Genomic DNA, 20,897 nt, shown 5'->3' on the forward strand with positions numbered 1-20,897 from the left:
GCCAATGATGAAGGTCAGTGGCCTCCTGCGAGAATCGTGAACCCATGAACATTCTCTACGATGAACGCGTTGACGGCGCCCTGCCCGATGTCGACAAACAGGCGCTGTTGCAGGCCCTGCAAACCCGCTTGCCGAATCTGCAAGTCCTGCATCAGCGCGAGGAACTCAAGCCCTACGAATGCGACGGCCTGTCGGCCTATCGCACCACGCCGATGCTGGTGGTGCTGCCCCGGCACATCGAGGAAGTCCAGGGGGTGCTGCGGGTTTGCCATGAACTGCACGTCTCCGTCGTGGCCCGTGGCGCCGGCACCGGGTTGTCCGGCGGTGCGCTGCCCCTGGAGAAAGGCGTGCTGCTGGTGATGGCGCGCTTCAACAACATCCTGCACATCGATCCCGCCGCCCGCACTGCGCGGGTACAGCCCGGCGTACGCAATCTGGCGATCTCCCAGGCGGCGGCACCCTTCGGCCTGTATTACGCGCCGGACCCATCCTCGCAAATCGCCTGCTCCATCGGCGGCAACGTCGCGGAAAATGCCGGTGGCGTGCACTGCCTGAAGTACGGCCTGACCGTGCATAACGTGCTCAAGGTCGACATCCTCACCGTCGATGGCGAGCACCTGAGCCTGGGCTCCAACGCCCTCGACGCCCCCGGTTTCGACCTGCTGGCGCTGTTCACCGGGTCCGAAGGCCTGCTCGGGGTGATCACCGAGGTCACGGTCAAGCTGCTGCCCAAGCCCCAGACCGCCAAAGTGCTGCTAGCGGCGTTCGACTCCGTGGAAAAAGCCGGGCGCGCCGTCGGTGACATCATTGCCGCCGGCATCATCCCCGGCGGCCTGGAAATGATGGACAACCTGGCCATCCGCGCCGCCGAGGACTTCATCCACGCCGGTTATCCGGTGGATGCCCAGGCCATTCTGCTGTGCGAACTCGACGGCGTTGAAGCCGATGTCTCGGATGACTGCGAGCGGGTGCGCCAGGTGCTGCAACAGGCCGGCGCCATCGAGGTGCGCCAGGCCGGGGACGAAGCCGAGCGCGTGCGTTTCTGGGCCGGGCGCAAGAATGCCTTCCCGGCGGTGGGCCGCCTCTCGCCGGACTACTACTGCATGGACGGCACCATCCCCCGTCGCGAACTGCCCGGCGTGCTGCACGCCATCGCCGAGCTCTCGAAGGAATACGGTCTGCGGGTGGCCAACGTGTTCCATGCCGGCGACGGCAACATGCATCCGCTGATCCTGTTCGATGCCAATCAACCCGGTGAACTTGATCGCGCCGAAGCCCTGGGCGGCAAGATCCTGGAGTTGTGCGTGAAAGTCGGCGGCAGCATCACCGGTGAACACGGCGTGGGCCGCGAGAAGATCAACCAGATGTGCGCGCAGTTCAACAGCGATGAGCTGACCCTGTTCCATGCCGTCAAGACCGCCTTCGACCCCGGTGGCCTGCTCAACCCCGGCAAGAACATTCCGACCCTGCACCGCTGCGCCGAATTCGGTGCCATGCACATACACGGCGGTCAGTTGCCCTTCCCCGAGCTGGAGCGTTTCTGATGCGCAGCCCTGAAGATTTCGATGACAGCCAGTCACTGCTGGAACAGGTCAATCAGGCGCTGGAAAACGCCACGCCGTTGCGCATCCAGGGTTCCAACAGCAAAGCCTTTCTCGGGCGCACCACGGCCGGGGAAATTCTCGACACCCGTTCGCACCGGGGCATCGTCAGTTACGACCCGACTGAACTGGTGATCACCGCCCGTTGCGGCACACCGTTGTCGCAGCTGGCGCAGGTGCTGGACGCCGCGCAACAGATGCTGCCCTGCGAGCCACCGTCCTTCGGCGACGGCGCCACCGTCGGCGGCATGATCGCCTGCGGGCTGTCCGGGCCAAGGCGCCCGTGGTCCGGTTCGGTGCGGGATTTCGTGCTCGGCACGCGGGTCATCACCGGCCACGGCAAGCTGTTGCGCTTCGGTGGCGAGGTGATGAAAAACGTCGCCGGCTACGACCTGTCGCGCCTGATGGCCGGTAGTTACGGCAGCCTCGGGCTGATCACCGAAGTTTCCCTCAAAGTGCTGCCCAAACCCCGGCAAGCCTTAAGCATCAGCCTGGAAATGGACGCCGAACGGGCCTTGCTGCGCCTGGCGGAATGGGGCCAGCAGCCGTTGCCGATCAGTGCGGCCTGTCACGACGGTTCGCGCCTGCACCTGCGACTGGAGGGCGGCGAGGGATCGGTGGCGGCGGCCCATGAGCGCCTCGGTGGCGAACGTCTGGAGGCTTACTGGTGGGACGATCTCAATGAACAGCGCTTGAGTTTCTTCGATCAAGACCAACCGCTGTGGCGCCTGTCGTTGCCACACAACACGCCGCTTTTGTCGCTGCCGGGGCGCCAGTTGATCGACTGGGGCGGTGCCCAGCGCTGGCTGAAATCCGATGCCGATGCCGCGTACATCCGCCAGGTCGTCAACGAGGTCGGCGGCCATGCCACCTGCTTCAGCCACGGCCTGTCCGACAGCCCCTTCCATACGCTGCCACCGGCGCTGATGCGTTATCACTGCAACCTCAAACAACAACTCGATCCACTGGGCATCTTCAACCCCGGACGCCTGTACGCGGAGCTATGAACCATGCAGACGACCTTGAGTGAACGCGCCAGCCATCTGCCCCGCGCCGCAGAAGCCGAAAGCATCCTGCGCACCTGCGTGCACTGCGGGTTTTGCAATGCCACGTGCCCGACCTATCAATTGCTCGGCGATGAACTGGACGGACCACGGGGCCGTATCTACCTGATCAAGCAGGTGCTGGAAGGCAACGACGTCACGCAAAAGACCCAACAGCACCTGGACCGCTGCCTGTCGTGCCGCAACTGCGAAACCACCTGCCCGTCGGGCGTCGATTACCACAACCTGCTGGACATCGGCCGGGCGGTGGTCGATGCGGCGGTGCCGCGCCCGCTGGGTCAGCGCCTGTTGCGCGAGGGGTTGCGCCAGACTGTGCCGCATCCAGAGCTGTTCAAGAGTCTGGTCAATGGCGGCCAGGTGTTCCGCGCGCTGCTGCCCGGCACCCTGCAAAGCAAATTGCCGCGCAATGCATCGCCGGCCAAACAGCGCCCCGTGACCGTGCGTGAGCGTCAGGTGCTGATGCTCGAAGGTTGCGTGCAGCCCAGCCTGTCACCCAACACCAACGCCGCGGCGGCGCGGGTGCTGGACCGGTTGGGGATCAGCGTCATCGCGAGCCGCGAAGCCGGTTGCTGCGGCGCCGTGGACTACCACCTGGACGCCCAGGCCATCGGCCTCGACCGTGCCCGGCGCAACATCGACGCGTGGTGGCCGGGCATCGAAAAAGGTGCCGAGGCGATTGTGCAGACGGCCAGCGGTTGCGGCGCCTTCATCAAGGATTACGGCCACCTGCTCGCCAGCGACCCGGCCTATGCCGACAAGGCGAAAAAGGTCAGCGCGCTGGCCCGGGACCTGGTGGAGGTGTTGCGCGACGAACCGCTGGAAAAACTTGGCATCCACGCCTCGCAACGCCTGGCTTTCCATTGCCCCTGCACCTTGCAGCACGGGCAGAAACTCGGCGGTGCCGTGGAAGCGCTGCTGACCGGACTCGGTTTCAACCTGACCTCCGTCCCCGACGGCCACCTGTGCTGCGGTTCGGCGGGCACCTATTCGCTGACCCAGCCCGAACTCTCGCGACAACTGCGCGACAACAAGCTCAACGCCCTGGAAAGCGGCCATCCCGAGGTCATTGTCACGGCCAACATCGGCTGCCAGTCGCACCTCGACGGCGCGGGCCGAACCCCGGTGCGACACTGGATCGAACTGGTCGAAGCCGCCCTGCCTTAACCGAACCCTGGAGATGCCCATGAACAGCAAAGCCGTCCTGAGCCAGGCCGAAGTCGGCCAGATCATCAAAGCCGCCCGCGCCGAAGCACAGGCCAATCAATGGGCCGTGACCATAGTGGTGGTCGATGACGGCGGCCACCCGCTGGCCCTCGAACGCCTCGACGGCTGCGCCCCCGGCAGTGCCTACATCGCCACCGAAAAGGCCCGCACTTCAGCCCTCGGGCGGCGCGAATCGAAAAGCTATGAGGACATGGTCAACGCCGGGCGCTACGCTTTCCTTTCAGCCCCCTTGCTGACTTCACTTGAGGGTGGCGTGCCGATTGTTTTCGATGGCCAGGTGATTGGTGCCATCGGGGTGTCGGGCGTCAAGCCCGGGCAGGATGCGCAGGTGGCCAAGGCCGGGGCGCAGTGCCTGAAATAAGATGTCGGCATCACCATTCCCCCTGTGGGAGCGAGCTTGCTCGCGATAGCGGCAGACCAGTCGACATCGATGTTGAATGACACTCCGCCATCGCGAGCAAGCTCGCTCCCACAAGGTCCGTCCCACAGAGTCCGTGTTAAACCAGCCGAGAGGAGTTGCAGCAATGACCCGTCTAACTGCCAAAGACTTCGCCCCTGAACTGCTGGAACTCTACGACTACTACGCCCACGGCAAGATCAACCGCCGGGAGTTTCTCGATCGCGCGGCGTTGTTTACCTTCGGCGGTTTGACCGCTGGAGCCCTGCTCGCCGCGCTAAGCCCAAACTATGCGCTGGCCGAGCAAGTCGAGTTCACCGATCCGGACATCATTGCCGAATACATCACCTACCCCTCGCCCAAGGGCCACGGCCAGGTTCGCGCTTATCTGGTGCGTCCGGCCAAGGCCACCGGCAAGGTGCCGGCGGTGGTGGTCGTGCACGAAAACCGTGGGCTCAACCCCTACATCGAAGACGTGGCCCGGCGTGTGGCCAAAGCCGGGTTCATCGCCCTGGCCCCGGATGGCCTGAGTTCGGTCGGCGGTTATCCCGGCAATGACGACAAGGGCCGCGAGCTGCAGGCCAAGGTTGACCCGGAAAAGCTCATGAACGACTTTTTCGCCGCCGTCGAGTGGATGATGAAACACCCTGCCGCCACTGGCAAAGTCGGCATCACCGGGTTCTGCTACGGCGGTGGCGTGACCAACGCCGCCGCCGTGGCCTATCCGGAACTGGGGGCCGCCGTGTCGTTTTATGGCCGTCAGCCGACGGCCGAGGAAGTGCCCCGGATCAAGGCCCCGGTGATGTTGCACTATGGCGAACTGGATACGCGGATCAACGAAGGCTGGCCCGCCTATGAGACAGCGTTGAAGGCCGGGGGCAAGACCTATGAGGCCTATATCTACCCTGGCTGCAACCATGGCTTTCACAATGATTCGACACCGCGTTATGACGAGGCGGCGGCGAAGCTCGCGTGGGAGCGGACGTTGGGTTGGTTTCGCAAGTATCTGGTTTGACCAGAGGTTGAGGCCGGCAGGGCTGGCCTCATCGCGAGCAAGCTCGCTCCCACAGGGTCCGAGTCGAAGCACCTGTCTGTGAACGACTCAGGAACCTGTGGGAGCGAGCTTGCTCGCGATGGCGGCATCACTAATGGCGACTACTTCGGCTGAGCCACGGTCCGCAGATACGGCTTCAGGGTCTTGAAGCCATCCGGGTATTTCTTCTTCGCGTCTTCGTCAGACACTGAAGTCGGGATGATCACGTCTTCACCCGGCCGCCAGTTAACCGGCGTGGCAACGGTGTGCTTGGCATTGAGTTGCAGGGAATCGAGCAGACGCAGCACTTCATCGAAATTGCGCCCGGCGCTCATCGGGTAGATCAGCATGGCCTTGACCTTCTTGTCCGGGCCGACGATGAACACCGAACGCACCGTGGCGTTGTCCACCGCCGTGCGCGCGCCGCCGCTGGCATTAGGGTGAATCATGTCGTAGAGCTTGGCCACCACCAGGTTTTCGTCGCCGATCAGCGGATAGTTGACCGCCGTGCCCTGGGTCTCGGCGATGTCGCCGACCCAGCGGTTATGGTCACTGACCGGGTCGACGCTGAGGCCCAGGACCTTGGTGTTGCGCTTGTCGAATTCCGGCTTGAGTTTGGCCAGGTAACCCAGTTCGGTGGTGCACACCGGGGTGAAATCCTTGGGATGGGAAAACAGGATGGCCCAGCCATCGCCGATCCATTGGTGAAAATTGAGGGTGCCTTCAGTGGTGTCGGCGGTGAAATCCGGTGCTTCGTCGCCAATGCGGATAGCCATGTTCGATCTCCTTGCAGTGATGGACAGGGACGCCGTCAGGGCAGCGAATGCACTTCCCACGGCATGGACGCGAATCAGTATAGGAGAGGTTCGACGACTCGCCGCGACGGGTTGAACACGTCGCTAGCCCACCAGCGCAATCAATTGCTGACGCTGGGCATCGGTCAGCATCGGGCCGAAACCGGCCCGGGCATTTTCCGCCATGTAGCGCGGGTTGCCGGTGCCGGGAATCACGCAGGTCACCGCCGAATGTGACAGCAGGAACTTCAGCGCCAGTTGCGGCCAGCTCTTGACCCCGACCTGCGCCGCCCAGCCTGGCAGCGGCTTATCTTTCAGTTTGGCCAGCAAGCCGCCACCGCCAAACGGCCGGTTGCAAATCACCGCCACGCCCCGCTCGCGGCACAACGGCAGCAGGCGTTTCTCGACGCCGCGATCATCCAGGGCGTAGTTGATCTGCAAGAAATCCACTGGCTCGGCCTTGAGTACCGCTTCCACTTCTTCATAGGCCGATGCCGTGTAATGGGTGATGCCGATGTAGCGGATACGCCCTGCTTCCTTCCAGTGGCGCAGGGTCGGCAGGTGCGTCTGCCAGTCCAGCAGGTTGTGGATCTGCATCAGGTCGATCCGGTCGGTCTGCAACAGGGCGAAGGATTGTTCCATCTGCGCGATGCCTTCTTCGCGGCCCCGGGTCCACACCTTGGTGGCCAGGAAGGCCGGCGAGCGCGGCTCATGGATCGACAGCAACTCGCCTATGGTCTGTTCGGCGCGACCGTACATCGGCGAGCTGTCGATTAGCTTGCCACCCTTGTCGAACAAGGCATCCAGCACTGCGGGCAAGTCCTTGTAGGCCGGTTGCGAAGGCTCGACATCGAATCCGCGGTAAGTGCCCAAGCCTACGATCGGCAAGGACTCGTTGCTGGAAGGAATGACGCGGGTCTGCATGGTCTTGCCTCCTGTTCCCGTCGACGGCGCGGGTTGTGCCCCCGCCTGACCGAAGGTGAAGACCGCCGAAGCACCGGCAGCCAGCGTGAGTACTTCTCTACGGGTGTAACCCTCAGGATGGCTCATAAAACGTTTCTCACCAGTCGCCGGGGTCCGGGTTGTTGCGCCGACAACCCGGATAACCCGCGCCAAGGGTCGATTGACTACACTCAGAAAGCCTTGCGGCGCCAGCCACTTTCAAACCCCGAGCAGTCAATGCCGCCCACTAACGTTAGTCGAATGTCACGCACCTTGTTGTTACTCGTCGTCATCGTCGCTGCGTTGTACCTGGCGCTGTGCGTGGCGCTGTTCGTGTTCCAGCGGGCGCTGATCTACTACCCGCAACCACGCGCCGTCGGGACCGCCGGGATGCTGCTCACCCTGCCGGTCGCTGACGCGCAGGTGCTGGTTTCCATCCGACCGCACGAAGGTCCCAACGCACTGATTTATTTTGGCGGCAATGCCGAAGACGTCTCGCACAACCTGCCCGGGTTCTCTCAAGCGTTCCCTGACTACGCCCTGTACCTGCTGCATTACCGTGGTTATGGCGGCAGTTCCGGCTCGCCTTCCGAAGAGGCCATTGCCCGCGACGCCATCACTTTGTTCGACCAGGTACATGCCAGCCATCCGCATGTGGCGGTGGTCGGCCGCAGCCTGGGTTCCGGGGTGGCCGTGCGCCTGGCCAGCGAACGCCCGGCCGCGCGACTGGTGCTGATCACGCCCTACAACAGCCTCGAAGGGCTCGCCGCCCGGCAGTTTCGCTGGTTTCCGGTGCGCTGGTTGTTGAAGGACAAATACCCGTCCTGGCAGTACGCCGCCCGCATCACGGTGCCGACACTGTTGATCGCGGCCGAGCATGACGAGGTGATTCCGCGCCCGAGCACCGAACGTTTGTACACGCACTTCACCAAAGGCGTGGCGTCATTGCGGGTGATACCGGGGACGGGGCATAACTCGATCGGCGAAAGCCCTGAATACTTAAAGGCGCTGGGGGATGGGTTGTAGCAAGCAAGGTAGAACATACCTGTGACCTGTGGCGAGGGAGCTTGCTCCCTCGCCACAGACAAGCCCTTAAGTCGCCGCGCACGATTACCCGCAGTTGCGTCCGAGCGCCCCCCCGGAGCCCCCACACGAACACTGACCTTACAGATCGATCATCTGCATGTTCGCTTTGAGAAAGCCCATCAACTCGGCTGCCGCTGGCGACAGGCTGTGCCCCTTGCGGCACAGAATGCCGATCTGGCGTTCCAGCCGCGGTTCTGAAAGCGGCAGGAACGTCAGTTTCTCATTGCCCTGCGGGAACGCCAGGGACGGCAACGTGGTGATGCCAATGCCCTCTTCAAGCATCGCAATCAGCGAAATCATGTTGGAGACGAACAGCAGACTGCTGTCCAGCAACCCCGCCGCTTCCGTGCCCGCGAGCAAGCGCGAGGTGCCATTGCGCACTAACGGATAGGCTTGCAGGCTCGACCAATGCAGTGCCTCAGCCTGGGCCACCAACGGATGATCGTGGCGGCAGACCACACCCACCCGATCACTCAGGATCGGCACGAACTCAATGTTTTCGTCGGCCGCCCACACGCTACTGATCGCAAAATCCACCTGCCCCTGGACCAACAACTGCTGCACGCTGTCGGCATTGCCGTCCTGCATGCTGATCTGCATTTTCGGGTGCTCGCTGACAAACCGCGCGAGCAGATGCGGCAACAACCGACTGGCCACCGACGGCACCGTAGCGATGCTCACCTGACCGATTTCATGCCGCGCCAGCAAACTGACTTCCCGGGCGATGCGGTCGTGATGCGCCAGTAAATCCTGGAACAGCGGCAAACAGTGCTCGCCGAATGGCGTCAGTTCGGTTTTGCCGCCCTTTTCGAATAATGGCTGGCCGAGTTTCAGCTCCAGTTCGCGCACAGCCAGGGACAGCGCCGGTTGCGTGCGATAGGCCTGCCTTGCCGCGCCATGGAAGCTTTTCAACTGGGCAACCAGGACGAAATAGCGCAGTTGGGTAATCTTCAGCTCGGGAAGCACGGTAAGTTTTCCTTATCATTTCATATTTATTATTAATTTTTATTTGCAGACTAATACTCTCAAGATGGGGCCAACGCAATCGGAGGTTCCCATGGCACTGCAACCCTACAAAAACTACATCGGCGGCAACTGGTGCGAAGGCCAGGGCGTTATCGCCAACCACAGCCCTTCGGATGTTCAAGACCTCATTGGCCATTACCACCAGGCCAGCGCCGAGCAGACGCTGGATGCCATCGCCGCCGCCCGCGATGCCCAGCCGCAATGGGCCGCCAGTGGCCTGGAGCAGCGCCAGCAAGTATTGATGGCCATCGGCAACGAGTTGATGGCGCGTAAGGAAGAACTCGGCGAACTGCTCTCCCGGGAAGAAGGCAAGCCGCTGGCCGAGGGCGTCGGCGAAGTCAATCGCTCCGCGCAGTTCTTCCACTACTACGCGGCTGAAGTGCTGCGTCAGATGGGTGAGACAGCCGCCTCGGTACGTCCCGGCATCGAGATCGAAGTCCAGCGTGAACCGGTCGGCGTGATCGGCATCATCACGCCGTGGAATTTCCCCATGGCCACCGCCGCGTGGAAGATCGCCCCGGCCCTGGCCTTCGGCAACGCCGTGGTGTTCAAACCGGCAAACCTGGTACCGGCCAGTGCCTGGGCCCTGACTGAAATCATCAGCCGCCAGGCCTTGCCCGCCGGCACCTTCAACCTGGTCATGGGCAGCGGCGCGGTGGTTGGCGAAAGCCTGATCCAGTCCGCCGACATCGATGCGTTGACCTTCACCGGTTCCCTGCAGACCGGTCGCCGCGTCGCGGTCGCCACCGCCGGCAATCTGGTGCGTTGCCAACTGGAAATGGGCAGCAAGAACGCCTTGGTGGTGCTCGATGACGCCGACCTCGAAATCGCCGTGGAATGCGCGTTGAACGGCGCCTTCTTCGGTACCGGGCAAAAGTGTACGGCCTCTTCGCGATTGATCGTCTGCGACGGCATCCATGACCGCTTCGTCGAGGCGCTGGTGGCACGCATGCGTCAACTGAAGGTCGGTCATGCGCTCGGACAAGGGGTGCAGATCGGCCCGGTGGCTGAAGCCCGGCAACTGGAGCAGAACCTTCATTACCTGCAACTGGCCGAAGACGAAGGCGCAACCCTGGTCGAGGGCGGCGAACTGCTGAACCTGCAACCGGCCGGGCACTACATGCGCCCCGCCCTGTTCACCAACACCCACAACAGCATGCGCATCAATCGCGAAGAGGTTTTCGGGCCGATTGCCTGTGTGATCCGGGTCGGCGATTACGAAGAAGCCCTCGCCGTGTTGAACGACACCGAATACGGCCTCACCGCCGGGATCATCACCCAGTCGCTGCGTTATGCCAGCGACTTCAAGCGCCGTGCCCGCACCGGTTGCGTCATGGTCAACCTGCCCACCGCCGGCACCGATTACCACGTGCCGTTCGGCGGCCGCAAAGCCTCCAGCTTCGGGCCGCGCGAGCAAGGGCAGTACGCCCGCGAGTTCTACACCGTGGTCAAGACCACCTACGTGCGTCCTTGAACAGGAGATCACCATGCACGATTTATTGATGATCGACGGCCTGCAATATTCCCACTGGAACGAAGAGATCTTTCGCCAGATGCAGGCCGGTGGCCTGAGCGCGGTGCACGCCACCATCGCCTACCACGAGAACGCCAGGGAAACCCTGTCGCGCATCGGCGAATGGAACCGGCGCTTCGAAACCTGGCCCGAGCTGATTCGTCCGGTGCGCGAGGCTTCGGACATTCGCCTGGCACACCAGGAAGGCCGCGTCGGGATTTTCTTCGGATTCCAGAACTGCTCGCCGATCGAAGACGACATCAGCCTGGTGGAGGTTTTCCGCCAGCTCGGCGTACTGATCATGCAGCTCACCTACAACAACCAGAGCCTGCTGGCCAGCGGTTGCTACGAGACCGAAGACAATGGCATCAGCCGTTTCGGCCGCCAGGTGATCCGCGAGATGAACCGCGTCGGCATGCTGATCGACATGTCCCACAGCGCCGAGCGCAGCACCCTGGAAGCCATCGAGTTGTCGAGCCGGCCGGTGATCGTCTCCCACGCCAACCCGTCGAGTTTCCACGCGGCCAAACGCAACAAGTCCAACGCGGTGTTGCGCGGCATCGCCGAGTCCGGCGGTCTGCTGGGTTTCAGTACTTACCCGTTTCACCTCAAGGGCGCGTCGGGCTGCACCCTGGAATCGTTCTGCGACATGGTCGCCAGCACGGCGGAGCTGATGGGCGTCGAACACATCGGCATCGGCACCGACCTGTGCCAGCAACAACCCCTGCAAGTGCTCGAATGGATGCGCAACGGGCGCTGGAGCAAAGACAAGGATTACGGCGAAGGATCAAAGGACAACGCCAACTGGCCGGCACCGCTGCAATGGTTCCGCGACAGCCGGGATTTCCCGGTCATCGCCCAGGGCCTGCGCGACCGTGGCTTCGCCGAGGACGAGGTACGCAACATCATGGGACTCAACTGGTTGCGCCTGCTGGAAAACGCTACGACGGCGCAAGACTGACTCTTGATCGACACCGTGAGGACAGCATGAAAAATAACAACAATAGCCTCCCGTTCATCTCCCCGACCGGCGATGCACAGCCCCAGGCGCGTATTTTGGAGGCATCATGAAAACATCCGACTCCCTGCAAGCCGACGTCCAGCCACTGGACCTCGCACCGCCGAAAAAAGACATCGACTGGCCGCTGTTTTTAATCAGTGGCGGCTTCCTCGGCGCCTTCCTGATCGCGGCACTGATCAACATCGATGGCGTATCGCTGTTGGTGAATACGCTGTTCGCCTGGTCGACGAAGTTCTTTGGCTTGTACTGGCAGATCCTGATGCTGGCGACCTTCGCCATGAGCCTGTTCATCTGCTTCAGCAAATGCGGGCGGGTACGCCTGGGCGGCGTCGACCAGCGTCCCGATACCAGCACCTTCAATTGGATCGCCGTGATCATGTGCGCCCTGCTCGCCGGTGGCGGTGCGTTCTGGGCGGCAGCGGAACCGATGATGCACTTCGCCAGCCCGCCACCGTTGTTCGCCGGGGTGCAGCCTCACACCGAAGCCGCCGCACACGCTGCGCTCGCGCAATCGTTCGTGCATTGGGGCTTTCTGGCCTGGGCAGTGCTGGGCAGCCTGCTGGCCATCGTGCTGATGCATTTGCACTACGACAAAGGCTTGCCACTGGCACCGCGTACCCTGCTCTATCCGTTGTTCGGTGAGCGTGCGCTCAAGGGCCCGATCGGCACGCTGGCGGACGCCACCTCGATCATCGCCGTCGTCGCCGGGACCATCGGCCCGATCGGTTTCCTCGGCCTGCAAATCAGCAGTGCGTTGCATTCGGTCTGGGGCATTCCCAATGACCTGATGGTGCAGTCCATCACCATCGTGCTGGTCACGGTGATGTACACCATTTCCTGCCTGGTCGGCCTCGAAGGCATCCGCTTCGTCAGCGGGATCAACGTCTGGCTGATGATCGGCCTGGCGGTGTTCATGGTGCTGCTGGGGCCCACCGCTTTCATTCTCGGCGGCTTTCCCACCGCGTTCGCCTTGCACCTGGAGCAGTTCATTCCGATGACCCTGTTCCGCGCCGATCCGAAATGGCTGGACTGGTGGACGGTGTTCTACTGGGGCTGGTTCATTGGCTACGCGCCGATGGTCGCCCTGTATGTGGCGAAGATTTCCCGTGGCCGGACCATCCGTGAAGTGATCATGACCCTGTCGATCATCGCACCGCTGGTCACCATGTTCTGGTTCACCATCGTCGGTGGCGCCGGCATCGGCATGGAATTGCAGACGCCAGGCATCGTCACCGCCCACGGCGCGCAGCCCGAAGATCTGCTGCTGGGCGTGACCCAGAACCTGCCCCTGGGTGGACTGATCTCGGCGCTGTTCCTGTTCCTGAGCTTCATTTCCGTGGCCACCAACGGCGATGCGATGGCGTTCACCGTGGCGATGGCGATGTCCAGCAATGACAAGCCAAAGCCATGGTTGCGTGCCTTCTGGGCCATCGGCATGGGCCTGGCCGCGGTGGTGTTGATCACCATTGGTTCGGGCGGGGTCACGGCGCTGCAATCCTTTATCGTAATTACTGCCGTACCGGTTTCACTGCTGATCCTGCCGTCGCTCTGGGATGCTCTGCGCATCGCCCGGCAGATGGCTCGCGAACAGGCAGTCTGACGATGAACAGTTCAGGAATCGCAATGATGTCGCACACCGACACAGACACCTCTTCGGCCTTGCGGCCCACCGCCCGGGTCATGGACCTGGAGCGACTGGGCAGCCACTTTCAAAGCCGCTTGAGTTTCGTGCGCAGCAGCATGCGGCGGATGATGAACGAGCAGTGGCGCATCCAGCGCACCTGCTTCGACCTGGATGCCGAGGGCTTCGGTACGGCGATCTACCGCATCGACACCGCCAGTGCCCACTATCACTGCGTGATTTTCTCCACGTACCTGCCGCCGGAGAAGCGCAGCGACCGGGTCATCGCCGATCAGTGGGATGTCAGTTTTGTCCTGCTCGCCGGCGATGTCGATGAGCAGCAACTGGCTGACCTGCGACGCAATGTGCCGTTGCAGGAAGCCGGGCGTTTTGATTCGCGAGTGCTGGTGCTGTCGCGGGCCAACCGCAGCCTGCGCAACTTCGAACGCTTCCTCGAAGCGCTGGCCGAAGGTTGTCAGCCAGACCCGCGGCAACTGGCCGAGGTCGGCTACCTGTATCGCACCACCGCGGTGTACGGCAACGGCAAGTTCGGCATCGCCGACTTCAGTTGCCTGCAAGGCACTGCGGACTTCACACAACCCTTCAGCGCCCAGATGTTCACCGTGTATCTGTTGCGGCATTTCAGCATCGAGCAGATCGAACACATGGCCCGGGCGCGCAATCCACAGCGGGCGGTGGGCCTGGACCCTGCCCTGCAGCGTTACCTTGGGGTCGGCAATTCCACGGGGCTGGGCATGGCGCCGTTCCTGATCAATCACCCGCAACTGGTCAACCAATGGCTGTGGGCCAGGGAAACCGCACTGGCGCAGGTTGTGGCGCAAGCGGCTGACTTGCCTCATGCCCAGCGCTTTCAGGCGTTGCTGCTACGGGCCCGCCGGCACTTGCAGCAAACCAGCACCGAGGACCAACGGCAAAGCGGCATCGACCAGCAGACGCTGGCCGATCTCGAGCAATTGGCCGAGTGGTTCGCGGGCCAGTCGGTCAACGCGGGGTTGTGGTCACGCCTGCAAGCCTGGGCCGAGGTGAACGTCGGCACCGGTTGCCAGGAACTGCTGGTCAGCCTGCTGCTGGAGTTGTACCCCGAACAGGTCGATCCGCTGGCCGAGCAGATGTCGGTCAACGAGGGGTTTCGCCTGAACGCCGAGATGCCACTGGATGAGCTGTGCGATCTCATCGAGACCAAGTACCGCTGGGCGCTCGACTACGACTTGAGCGACGCCGAGGCCAACCACTTTTTCTGGTATCGCTCGGCGGAAAAGGAAGAACCACGCCTGGGCGAGCGGGCCATGGAGCCAGGCGCCGAGAAGGAAATGCAGTTGGGGATCGCGCACAACATTCAACGTTGTCATCGCGCCCTGCTGGCCTACCGCGAGCAACACCCACGGCAATTGACCGCGCACTTTCTGCTGGCGCTACCGCAGTTCAAAGGCACGGTCTGCCGCCTGCAAGGCATGGCCCGCTGCGCCTTCGGGGAAATCCGCGCCAACCTGATGGACCGCGGCATGCTGCCGATCCACTTGCTGCGCTGCAAGCTGGCGTTCTTCGGCGCCGGCAAGTTCGACCCCAAGTCCAGCCGCTGGGTGCGCATCACCTTGTTTCAGGGGGCACCGCTGGTCAGCGAGATCGGCCAGCCGTTCCCCGACGACTGGAATTTTGCCGTCATGCCTGAACTGACCAACGCTGCCGGAGCACTCTGAAATGCGTGTATCGCTCAATGAAATCCAGGTGATCTGCCGCAAGGCCTTCGAAGGCATCGGCTTTGCACCCGGTGATTGCGACGACGCCGCCGAAATGATTGCCAGGCTGCAACAGCAAGGCCTCGACGGTATCGGCGCGCTGCAAAAAGCGTTGGACTTCCTTCACGATGAAGTCGATCGCCCCATCGAAACCTGCTACGAAGACGCCACGCAACTGACCCTCGACGCCCATGGCCAGAGCGTATTGCGCTGCGCCGCCCAGGCAATCGAACTGGGGGTGAGCAAGGCCTTGCGCCGCGGCAGTGCGCTGATCCGCGTCCGCCATTGCCACAACCGCATCCTGCTGCTGGGCTACCTGGCGCGCTGTGCCGGAGAAGGCCTGAATTTTTGTGTGTACTGGCGCGATGCCCGGCAGGAGCTGGTGGCCACCTTCAGCGCCGGGAACACCCACCCGGCCTTGCGGGTATATGACCTGCCGCAACCGGCGCAGGGCGACGAGCAAAGCATCAACGTGCTGATTTCCAGACACTTCGCGCTGCTGCCACGCCTGAGTGCCGAAGACGCGGCCCCGACGCTTGAATTCAGTCAGCCGGCAGCCGCGGGCGGGCTGCAGGTCAATGATGAAGTCTGGGCCCAGTTGAAAAAGCTGGGTGAACGGGTGCTGGTGGAAAGCACCGAAGAATCCCGTCGCCGTGGAGCCGGTGAAGGCAGCGACGCCCGGTAAGCCCCTCAAACCCGTATCAGGAATCATCAATGAAACAGGCGATCAAGACCGACCTCTTTGCCTCGCGCGCGCCATTGGAATGGGCTGTTGTCGGCAACGGCACGCTGTACACCGCGCAAATCCCCATCGACCGCCAGGGCCAGGTGGTGAGCGGCGGCATCGAAGCACAAACCCGGCAGACCCTGGACAACCTGCGCCATACCCTGCAAGCCGCCGGCAGCTCGCTGGACGCGGTCACCCAGGTACTGATCTACGTCACTGACCGCAGCTACCTGGCAACCGTGAATGCGCTCTACACCGAGTACTTCCAGGCGCCCTACCCTAACCGCGCCGCCATGGTCGTGGCGGGCCTGGCCCGGGAAGAAATGCTCGTGGAGCTGGTGGTGTACGCCTGCATGGATTGATCGATTCAGGTCCGCTTGCGGGTCACTGATGTACACAAAACCTGTGGGAGCGAGGTTGCTCGCGATGGCGGTAGATCAGTCAACATCTCTGTTGCCTGAAAGGCCATCTTCGCGAGCAAGCCCGCTCCCACAAAAGTCCTACCCTTCGTCGGACATTCGGTTCCGGCTACAAACAGGTTCGCTCGCGCCGTGAACCTTGTCTCCAGACCCCGGTCATACCCGAGCGTTTTTCCTCTCCTATCGTCGTCATCTCATCCGAGTTGTCCGTCCATGCGCCAAACCGCCGTTGCCTTGCGCTTTTCTTCGCTGTGCCTGTTTTCCCTGCTCCCCGTTTATGCAAGCCCCGCCCATGCCGATGGGCAACGGCAACTGGTAGACGCCATCAACGACTATCGCGCCCATCCGCAACGCTGCGACCGGCGGCCGACGCAACGCTTATCACCCCTGACGCTCAAGTCGAACCTGGCCCTGCCTGTTGGCTATGGCGGTGGGCTGCGGGACCGGTTAAAGGCTTCCGGCTATCAGGCCACCATGGTGCGGTCGATTCGCGTGGTGGGTGCACGGGATGCCGAAGAAGCCTTCGATCTGTTCCAGGACGAGCACTGCGCCGCACTGCTCGACAACCAATACGCCGACATCGGCGTCAGCCGCGCCGGGAGTGAATGGCAAGTGGTGCTGGCACGGCCGGTGCTCGATGGGAAAACCGGCGACCCACGCAGCGCCGCACAGGCGTTGCTGGCGCAGGTCAACGCCGCCCGGGCCAGGCCGCGCATGTGCGGTCGCCAGCGGTTTGGCGCCGCGCGGCCGCTGTCCTGGAGTGCCGCCTTGGGTTCCGCAGCACAAAACCACAGCAAGGATATGGCCTACGGCAACTATTTCGCCCACCAGGCCCCCGACGGAGACATGCCCTATGACCGTGCCAAGGCCGCCGGCTACCGTGGCCGGCAGATCGGTGAAAACATCGCCGCCGGGCAAGGCTCACCCAGCAAGGCCATGGCCGGCTGGCTCGCCAGCCCCGGGCACTGCGCCAACCTGATGAACCCGATGTTCACCCAGGTCGGTGCCGCCTACGCCGCCAACGCCCGCAGCGACAACGGTGTCTACTGGACGATGCTGTTTGGCGCGCCTTGAGCCGCCGGCCGGACCCACCTCGCGGGCATTAAAAAGCCCGCACTGAGCGGGCTTTGTGGGTGGATGTAACAAGTAGGTGGCCGGTGCTGGTCTCCGGCTTACAAGGTTTATCAGGCCTCCCACAAAAGAGTCGTGAAACTGTAATGGAACTCTTCTGCTTCACACGGCATAAGGGCTGGATCCCAGCGCGGGGATCTTTCTAACCGTGTACCCTTCGGAACGCGCCCCACGTCTCCTTGCTATCCTTTTGCGCATCAGTCTGCGTCTTCACCTACAGGTTTGAGGATAGCAAAACAGGAGCGTTTTCCAACCGGGCTTTTAGACCGATTTCGACCAGCAGAAAACATGGCAGGACGGAAAAATACTATCAGTGCGCAGATGACTGTAATAGATGAATTTCGCCAGGGCAGCTGCCTTTGTGTGAGCCAGCTTGCTCGCGATGTGGCCAGCACATTCAACATTGATTTCGACTGCTCGCAAATTTTGCGTACACCCGCTAACCCTGTGGGAGCGAGCTTGCTCGCGATAGCGTCAAATCAGTCAACATCGATGTTGCCTGACACTCTCCCACAGTGATTTCGACTGCTCGCAGATTTTGCGTACACCCGCTAATCCTGTGGGAGCGAGCTTGCTCGCGATAGCGTCAAATCAGTCAACATTGATGTTGCCTGACACTCCGCATTCGCGAGCAGGGCGGATCGCCGCACCGTCGCTCCCACAAAGGTTGTACCTGTTGACCTGGCCGCTGCGCCTCACGAAGGCCGACGCACCACCCTCACCTTGCCGCTATCGCCACCACCGCAGAACAACCGCTCGCCACCATCGGACTCAAGCCCCGACACGCCCACGCCTTCGGGCATTGTCAGGCTCTGCAGCACTTCGCCCGATTGCGGATCGATGCGGCGCAATTCGCTCTCATCGCCTTCCCACGTACCGTGCCACAGCGCACCGTCCACCCAGGTCACGCCGGTGACGAAACGGTTGGATTCGATGGTGCGCAAGATCTTGCCGGTCTCGGGGTCGATCTGGTGGATCTTGCGTTCACGGTACTGGCCCACCCACAACGTCCCTTCGGCCCAGGTCAGCCCCGAATCGGTGCCTGCGCCGGGGGCAGGAATGGTTGAGAGGATACGACCGTTGCGGGGGTCGATCTTGTGGATGCGGTCTTCGGCGATCTGGAACAGGTGCTCCCCGTCAAACGCGGTGCCGGCATGGGCAGCGACATTGATCGAACCCAGCACCTTGCCGCTTTCCGGGTCCAGGGCGTTGATTTTGCTGTTGCAGGCGAACCAGACCTTTTCGCCGTCCCAGGTGACGCCGCACACGTGGTCGACATCGGCAAACGGGCCATATTCGCGAATGATTTCAGCAGTTGCTTGTTTCATCTGGCATTCCTCGACGGGGGTTGGTGGCGTTCATCCTAACCACCGGGCAGCGGCGCCGGGAGTAACAAGGTCGTCGCGAATCCCGGCACGGGCGGCGTCATCCAGCGCCGTGCGCGACCACGGCCAAACCACTGCACCTTGCCCTGCTCCGCCAGTGTATCGAGCGCCCGTTGCACCGTGCGCTGACTGGTACCCAGCGCCAGTGCCAGGGCGGAACTCGACCACGACTCGCCATCGGCGAGGCAGGCAAATACCGCGGCAAATTTTTCCTCGACCGGTTGCGCCAGTGTCACCACCTGCGTACACACTGGCGATTGCAGGGCATAACCGCGGGCCGTCGCGATGACACCAGCCAACGGCTTGAGCGCTTTACGCAACCTGCCGATTTCCACGCGAAGCCGGGCACGATGGGATTCATCCGAGAGCTTCAGGCGAAACGCCCGGGCGATCAGCACTTCCCGCGCAACGTCGCCGGGCCACGCCTCGGCCAACGCACGGGCGAGCACAAACAAAATCGGCCGCGTCGCGAGCGATACCGACATGCCACAACCGCGCACAACGTACCGGCAGGCATCCACCACCAGTGACGTTGAACAAAACAACGCTTCAACATCATCGAGCAACAGCGGCCGTACTTCACCCTGGGCAATCAGGCGTGCCGCGGGGGCATCGAGCAGATGCGCAGCGTGTTGGACCTCAGCGATCAGCGCGGCAATCCCGGCTTGACCGGCAGCCTGCCCGGCCCTGTTCAACGCCCCCCGCGCCACGTGCGATTGCAGGCGCCGAATGGCTATGCCCGCCAGCACCAGTTCATGGGTTGCCCGCAAGGCCGGCGGCAATCGGCCGGGATCGAGTCCGGTCAATAACTGCTGCGCCTCGTCGAGTTGCCCGATCAACAGCAAACGGCGAATTTGCAGGTAGCGCGCATGGGCGGCATTGACCCGGTCACCGTGGTGTTCAAGGGTGACCCGCGCCGTTTCGAGCGCCTTGACCGGCCACCCGAGCTCCCGCGAAGCCAGGGCGATTTCGGCCTCGGCCACCACACAGCGCGCCCGGGCCAGCACTTCCTTGGGCGCAAATGCCCGTTGCGCACGCTTGACCAGTGACCTGGCCCGCACCAGATCGCCCAGTTGCGCCATGGCGATACCGCGCAGGGCAAGCGCCGGCGCATCGTCACGCAAGGCCACGCGGTCCAGTGCGCCCAGCGGATTGCCCGCCGCCAGCGCCTGTGCGGCGGCCGTAATCATCGAGTCCATGGAAATCCCGCCACGCTTGTCACTCCCATCATTTGACACCCGGGTTTAGTCTAAATCACGACCTTTCACCAGGAGCGTAGAACGATGAACACCCACACAACCGCGTCCCGGGACCAATGGCTGACGGCTCGCCTGCAACTGCTCGAAGCGGAAAAGGCCCTGACCCGACGCAGCGATGAAGTGGCCAGGCAACGCCAGGCATTGCCCTGGGTTCGCCTCGACAAGACGTACCGCTTCGATACCGACAACGGCAGCGCCACCCTGGCCGAACTCTTTCAAGGGCGCTCGCAGCTGCTGGTCTACCACTTCATGTTCGGCCCCGACTACACGGCAGGCTGCCCGTCCTGCTCAGCCATCGCCGATGGCTTCGAGCCCGTCGTCGTCCACCTGGCGAACCACGACGTGACCCTGCTGGCGATATCCCGCGCACCGTTGGCGAAACTGCAGGCCTACAAGCGCCGAATGGGCTGGACCTTCCCCTGGGCCTCGGCCGCCGACAGCGACTTCACCGCCGACTTCAATGTCTATTTCACCGAAGCCCAGCAGCGCGAAGGCTTGGTCGAATACAACTACCAGCGCGGCGGCCATGCCATGGACGCCAGTGAAATACCGGAACCGGTGAAACAGTTCGCCGCGACCTGTGGCACCGATGCGCCCACCTATACCCGCGACCGGCCGGGGCTGAGTACGTTCGTGCTGGAAGACGGCGCGATCTATCACACCTACTCCACCTACGCGCGGGGTCTGGACGGATTGTGGAGCATGTACCAATGGCTCGACCGCGCGCCCAAGGGCCGCAATGAGACGGGGCCCTGGTGGCGTCGGCATGATGAGTACCGGTGAGCGCGGAGGCGGGGTCGACACTCCATGGATACGGAGCTGGCACACCAGGCAATCAGAGTGATCGGCGGTGTGTAATCACGCCGGCGGAATCGTCGCCAGCATGCCAATCAGGAT

The 20,897-nt window shown here is 62.8% G+C and carries 19 protein-coding genes; 14 read left to right on the forward strand and 5 right to left on the reverse strand.

Features of this window, described 5'->3' with window-relative positions; genetic code table 11:
* The first annotated feature begins 44 nt into the window (after positions 1–44).
* From glcD to yghX, 5 genes are all read left to right on the forward strand, one after another.
* Positions 45–1,544, forward strand: a complete 1,500-nt coding sequence (gene glcD, locus AB4O40_RS05250; protein WP_460055706.1) for a glycolate oxidase subunit GlcD — start codon at positions 45–47, stop codon at positions 1,542–1,544.
* Positions 1,544–2,608, forward strand: coding sequence for a glycolate oxidase subunit GlcE (gene glcE / locus AB4O40_RS05255; protein ID WP_460055703.1), 1,065 nt, complete (start codon positions 1,544–1,546; stop codon positions 2,606–2,608). The genes glcD and glcE overlap by 1 nt, the downstream gene beginning before the upstream one ends.
* A 3-nt stretch (positions 2,609–2,611) precedes the next feature.
* A complete protein-coding gene (glcF, locus tag AB4O40_RS05260) occupies positions 2,612–3,829 on the forward strand; it encodes a glycolate oxidase subunit GlcF (RefSeq protein WP_056727299.1) in 1,218 nt (405 codons plus the stop codon).
* A 19-nt stretch (positions 3,830–3,848) separates the two neighbouring features.
* Positions 3,849–4,250: a heme-binding protein gene (locus AB4O40_RS05265; RefSeq protein WP_056727301.1), complete on the forward strand. Its 402-nt coding sequence runs from the start codon at positions 3,849–3,851 to the stop codon at positions 4,248–4,250.
* Between the two features lie 163 nt (positions 4,251–4,413).
* Positions 4,414–5,301, forward strand: coding sequence for a YghX family hydrolase (gene yghX / locus AB4O40_RS05270; protein WP_056727303.1), 888 nt, complete (start codon positions 4,414–4,416; stop codon positions 5,299–5,301).
* Between the two features lie 140 nt (positions 5,302–5,441).
* Here yghX and AB4O40_RS05275 read toward each other — a convergent pair whose 3' ends face one another.
* Positions 5,442–6,095: a peroxiredoxin gene (locus tag AB4O40_RS05275; protein ID WP_056727305.1), complete on the reverse strand. Its 654-nt coding sequence runs from the start codon at positions 6,093–6,095 to the stop codon at positions 5,442–5,444.
* A 123-nt stretch (positions 6,096–6,218) separates the two neighbouring features.
* Positions 6,219–7,163 (reverse strand): aldo/keto reductase, encoded by a 945-nt coding sequence (locus tag AB4O40_RS05280; protein WP_177336493.1) that lies wholly within the window; start codon positions 7,161–7,163, stop codon positions 6,219–6,221.
* Positions 7,164–7,292: 129 nt separating this feature from the next.
* Between AB4O40_RS05280 and AB4O40_RS05285 the strand changes: the two genes are divergently transcribed.
* Positions 7,293–8,081, forward strand: coding sequence for an alpha/beta hydrolase (locus AB4O40_RS05285; RefSeq protein ID WP_056727309.1), 789 nt, complete (start codon positions 7,293–7,295; stop codon positions 8,079–8,081).
* A gap of 138 nt (positions 8,082–8,219) precedes the next feature.
* On the opposite strand, the gene AB4O40_RS05290 is transcribed toward AB4O40_RS05285, so the two are convergent.
* Positions 8,220–9,107, reverse strand: a complete 888-nt coding sequence (locus AB4O40_RS05290; protein ID WP_460055698.1) for a LysR family transcriptional regulator — start codon at positions 9,105–9,107, stop codon at positions 8,220–8,222.
* 91 nt (positions 9,108–9,198) lie between these two features.
* On the opposite strand from AB4O40_RS05290, the gene AB4O40_RS05295 reads away from it, so the two are divergent.
* The 7 genes from AB4O40_RS05295 to AB4O40_RS05325 all read left to right on the forward strand — a co-directional run bounded on the left by AB4O40_RS05295 (position 9,199) and on the right by AB4O40_RS05325 (position 17,299).
* Positions 9,199–10,641 (forward strand): aldehyde dehydrogenase family protein, encoded by a 1,443-nt coding sequence (locus AB4O40_RS05295; RefSeq protein WP_056727313.1) that lies wholly within the window; start codon positions 9,199–9,201, stop codon positions 10,639–10,641.
* A 13-nt stretch (positions 10,642–10,654) separates the two neighbouring features.
* Positions 10,655–11,641, forward strand: a complete 987-nt coding sequence (locus tag AB4O40_RS05300) for a dipeptidase (protein WP_056727315.1) — start codon at positions 10,655–10,657, stop codon at positions 11,639–11,641.
* Positions 11,642–11,747: 106 nt separating this feature from the next.
* A complete protein-coding gene (locus AB4O40_RS05305) occupies positions 11,748–13,301 on the forward strand; it encodes a BCCT family transporter (RefSeq protein ID WP_056727317.1) in 1,554 nt (517 codons plus the stop codon).
* 23 nt (positions 13,302–13,324) lie between these two features.
* Positions 13,325–15,040, forward strand: coding sequence for a hypothetical protein (locus AB4O40_RS05310; protein ID WP_056727318.1), 1,716 nt, complete (start codon positions 13,325–13,327; stop codon positions 15,038–15,040).
* A gap of 1 nt (position 15,041) precedes the next feature.
* On the forward strand, positions 15,042–15,764 hold the full coding sequence (locus AB4O40_RS05315; RefSeq protein ID WP_056727320.1) for a DUF3726 domain-containing protein: 723 nt from the start codon (positions 15,042–15,044) through the stop codon (positions 15,762–15,764).
* Between the two features lie 29 nt (positions 15,765–15,793).
* Positions 15,794–16,168, forward strand: coding sequence for a RidA family protein (locus tag AB4O40_RS05320; protein ID WP_056727322.1), 375 nt, complete (start codon positions 15,794–15,796; stop codon positions 16,166–16,168).
* Positions 16,169–16,438: 270 nt separating this feature from the next.
* Positions 16,439–17,299, forward strand: coding sequence for a CAP domain-containing protein (locus AB4O40_RS05325; RefSeq protein WP_056727323.1), 861 nt, complete (start codon positions 16,439–16,441; stop codon positions 17,297–17,299).
* 752 nt (positions 17,300–18,051) lie between these two features.
* Here the strand turns inward: AB4O40_RS05325 and AB4O40_RS05330 are convergent.
* Together AB4O40_RS05330 and AB4O40_RS05335 are read right to left on the reverse strand one after the other, a co-directional pair.
* The gene (locus tag AB4O40_RS05330; RefSeq protein WP_056727325.1) at positions 18,052–18,684 is read right to left on the reverse strand and encodes a Vgb family protein; all 633 of its coding nucleotides are present in this window, start codon (positions 18,682–18,684) and stop codon (positions 18,052–18,054) included.
* Positions 18,685–18,719: 35 nt separating this feature from the next.
* A complete protein-coding gene (locus AB4O40_RS05335; protein WP_223541790.1) occupies positions 18,720–19,940 on the reverse strand; it encodes a helix-turn-helix domain-containing protein in 1,221 nt (406 codons plus the stop codon).
* Positions 19,941–20,024: 84 nt separating this feature from the next.
* On the opposite strand from AB4O40_RS05335, the gene AB4O40_RS05340 reads away from it, so the two are divergent.
* Positions 20,025–20,783 (forward strand): DUF899 domain-containing protein, encoded by a 759-nt coding sequence (locus AB4O40_RS05340; RefSeq protein WP_056727329.1) that lies wholly within the window; start codon positions 20,025–20,027, stop codon positions 20,781–20,783.
* Positions 20,784–20,897: the final 114 nt, after the last annotated feature.

The organism is Pseudomonas sp. S2_F07 (assembly GCF_054668325.1).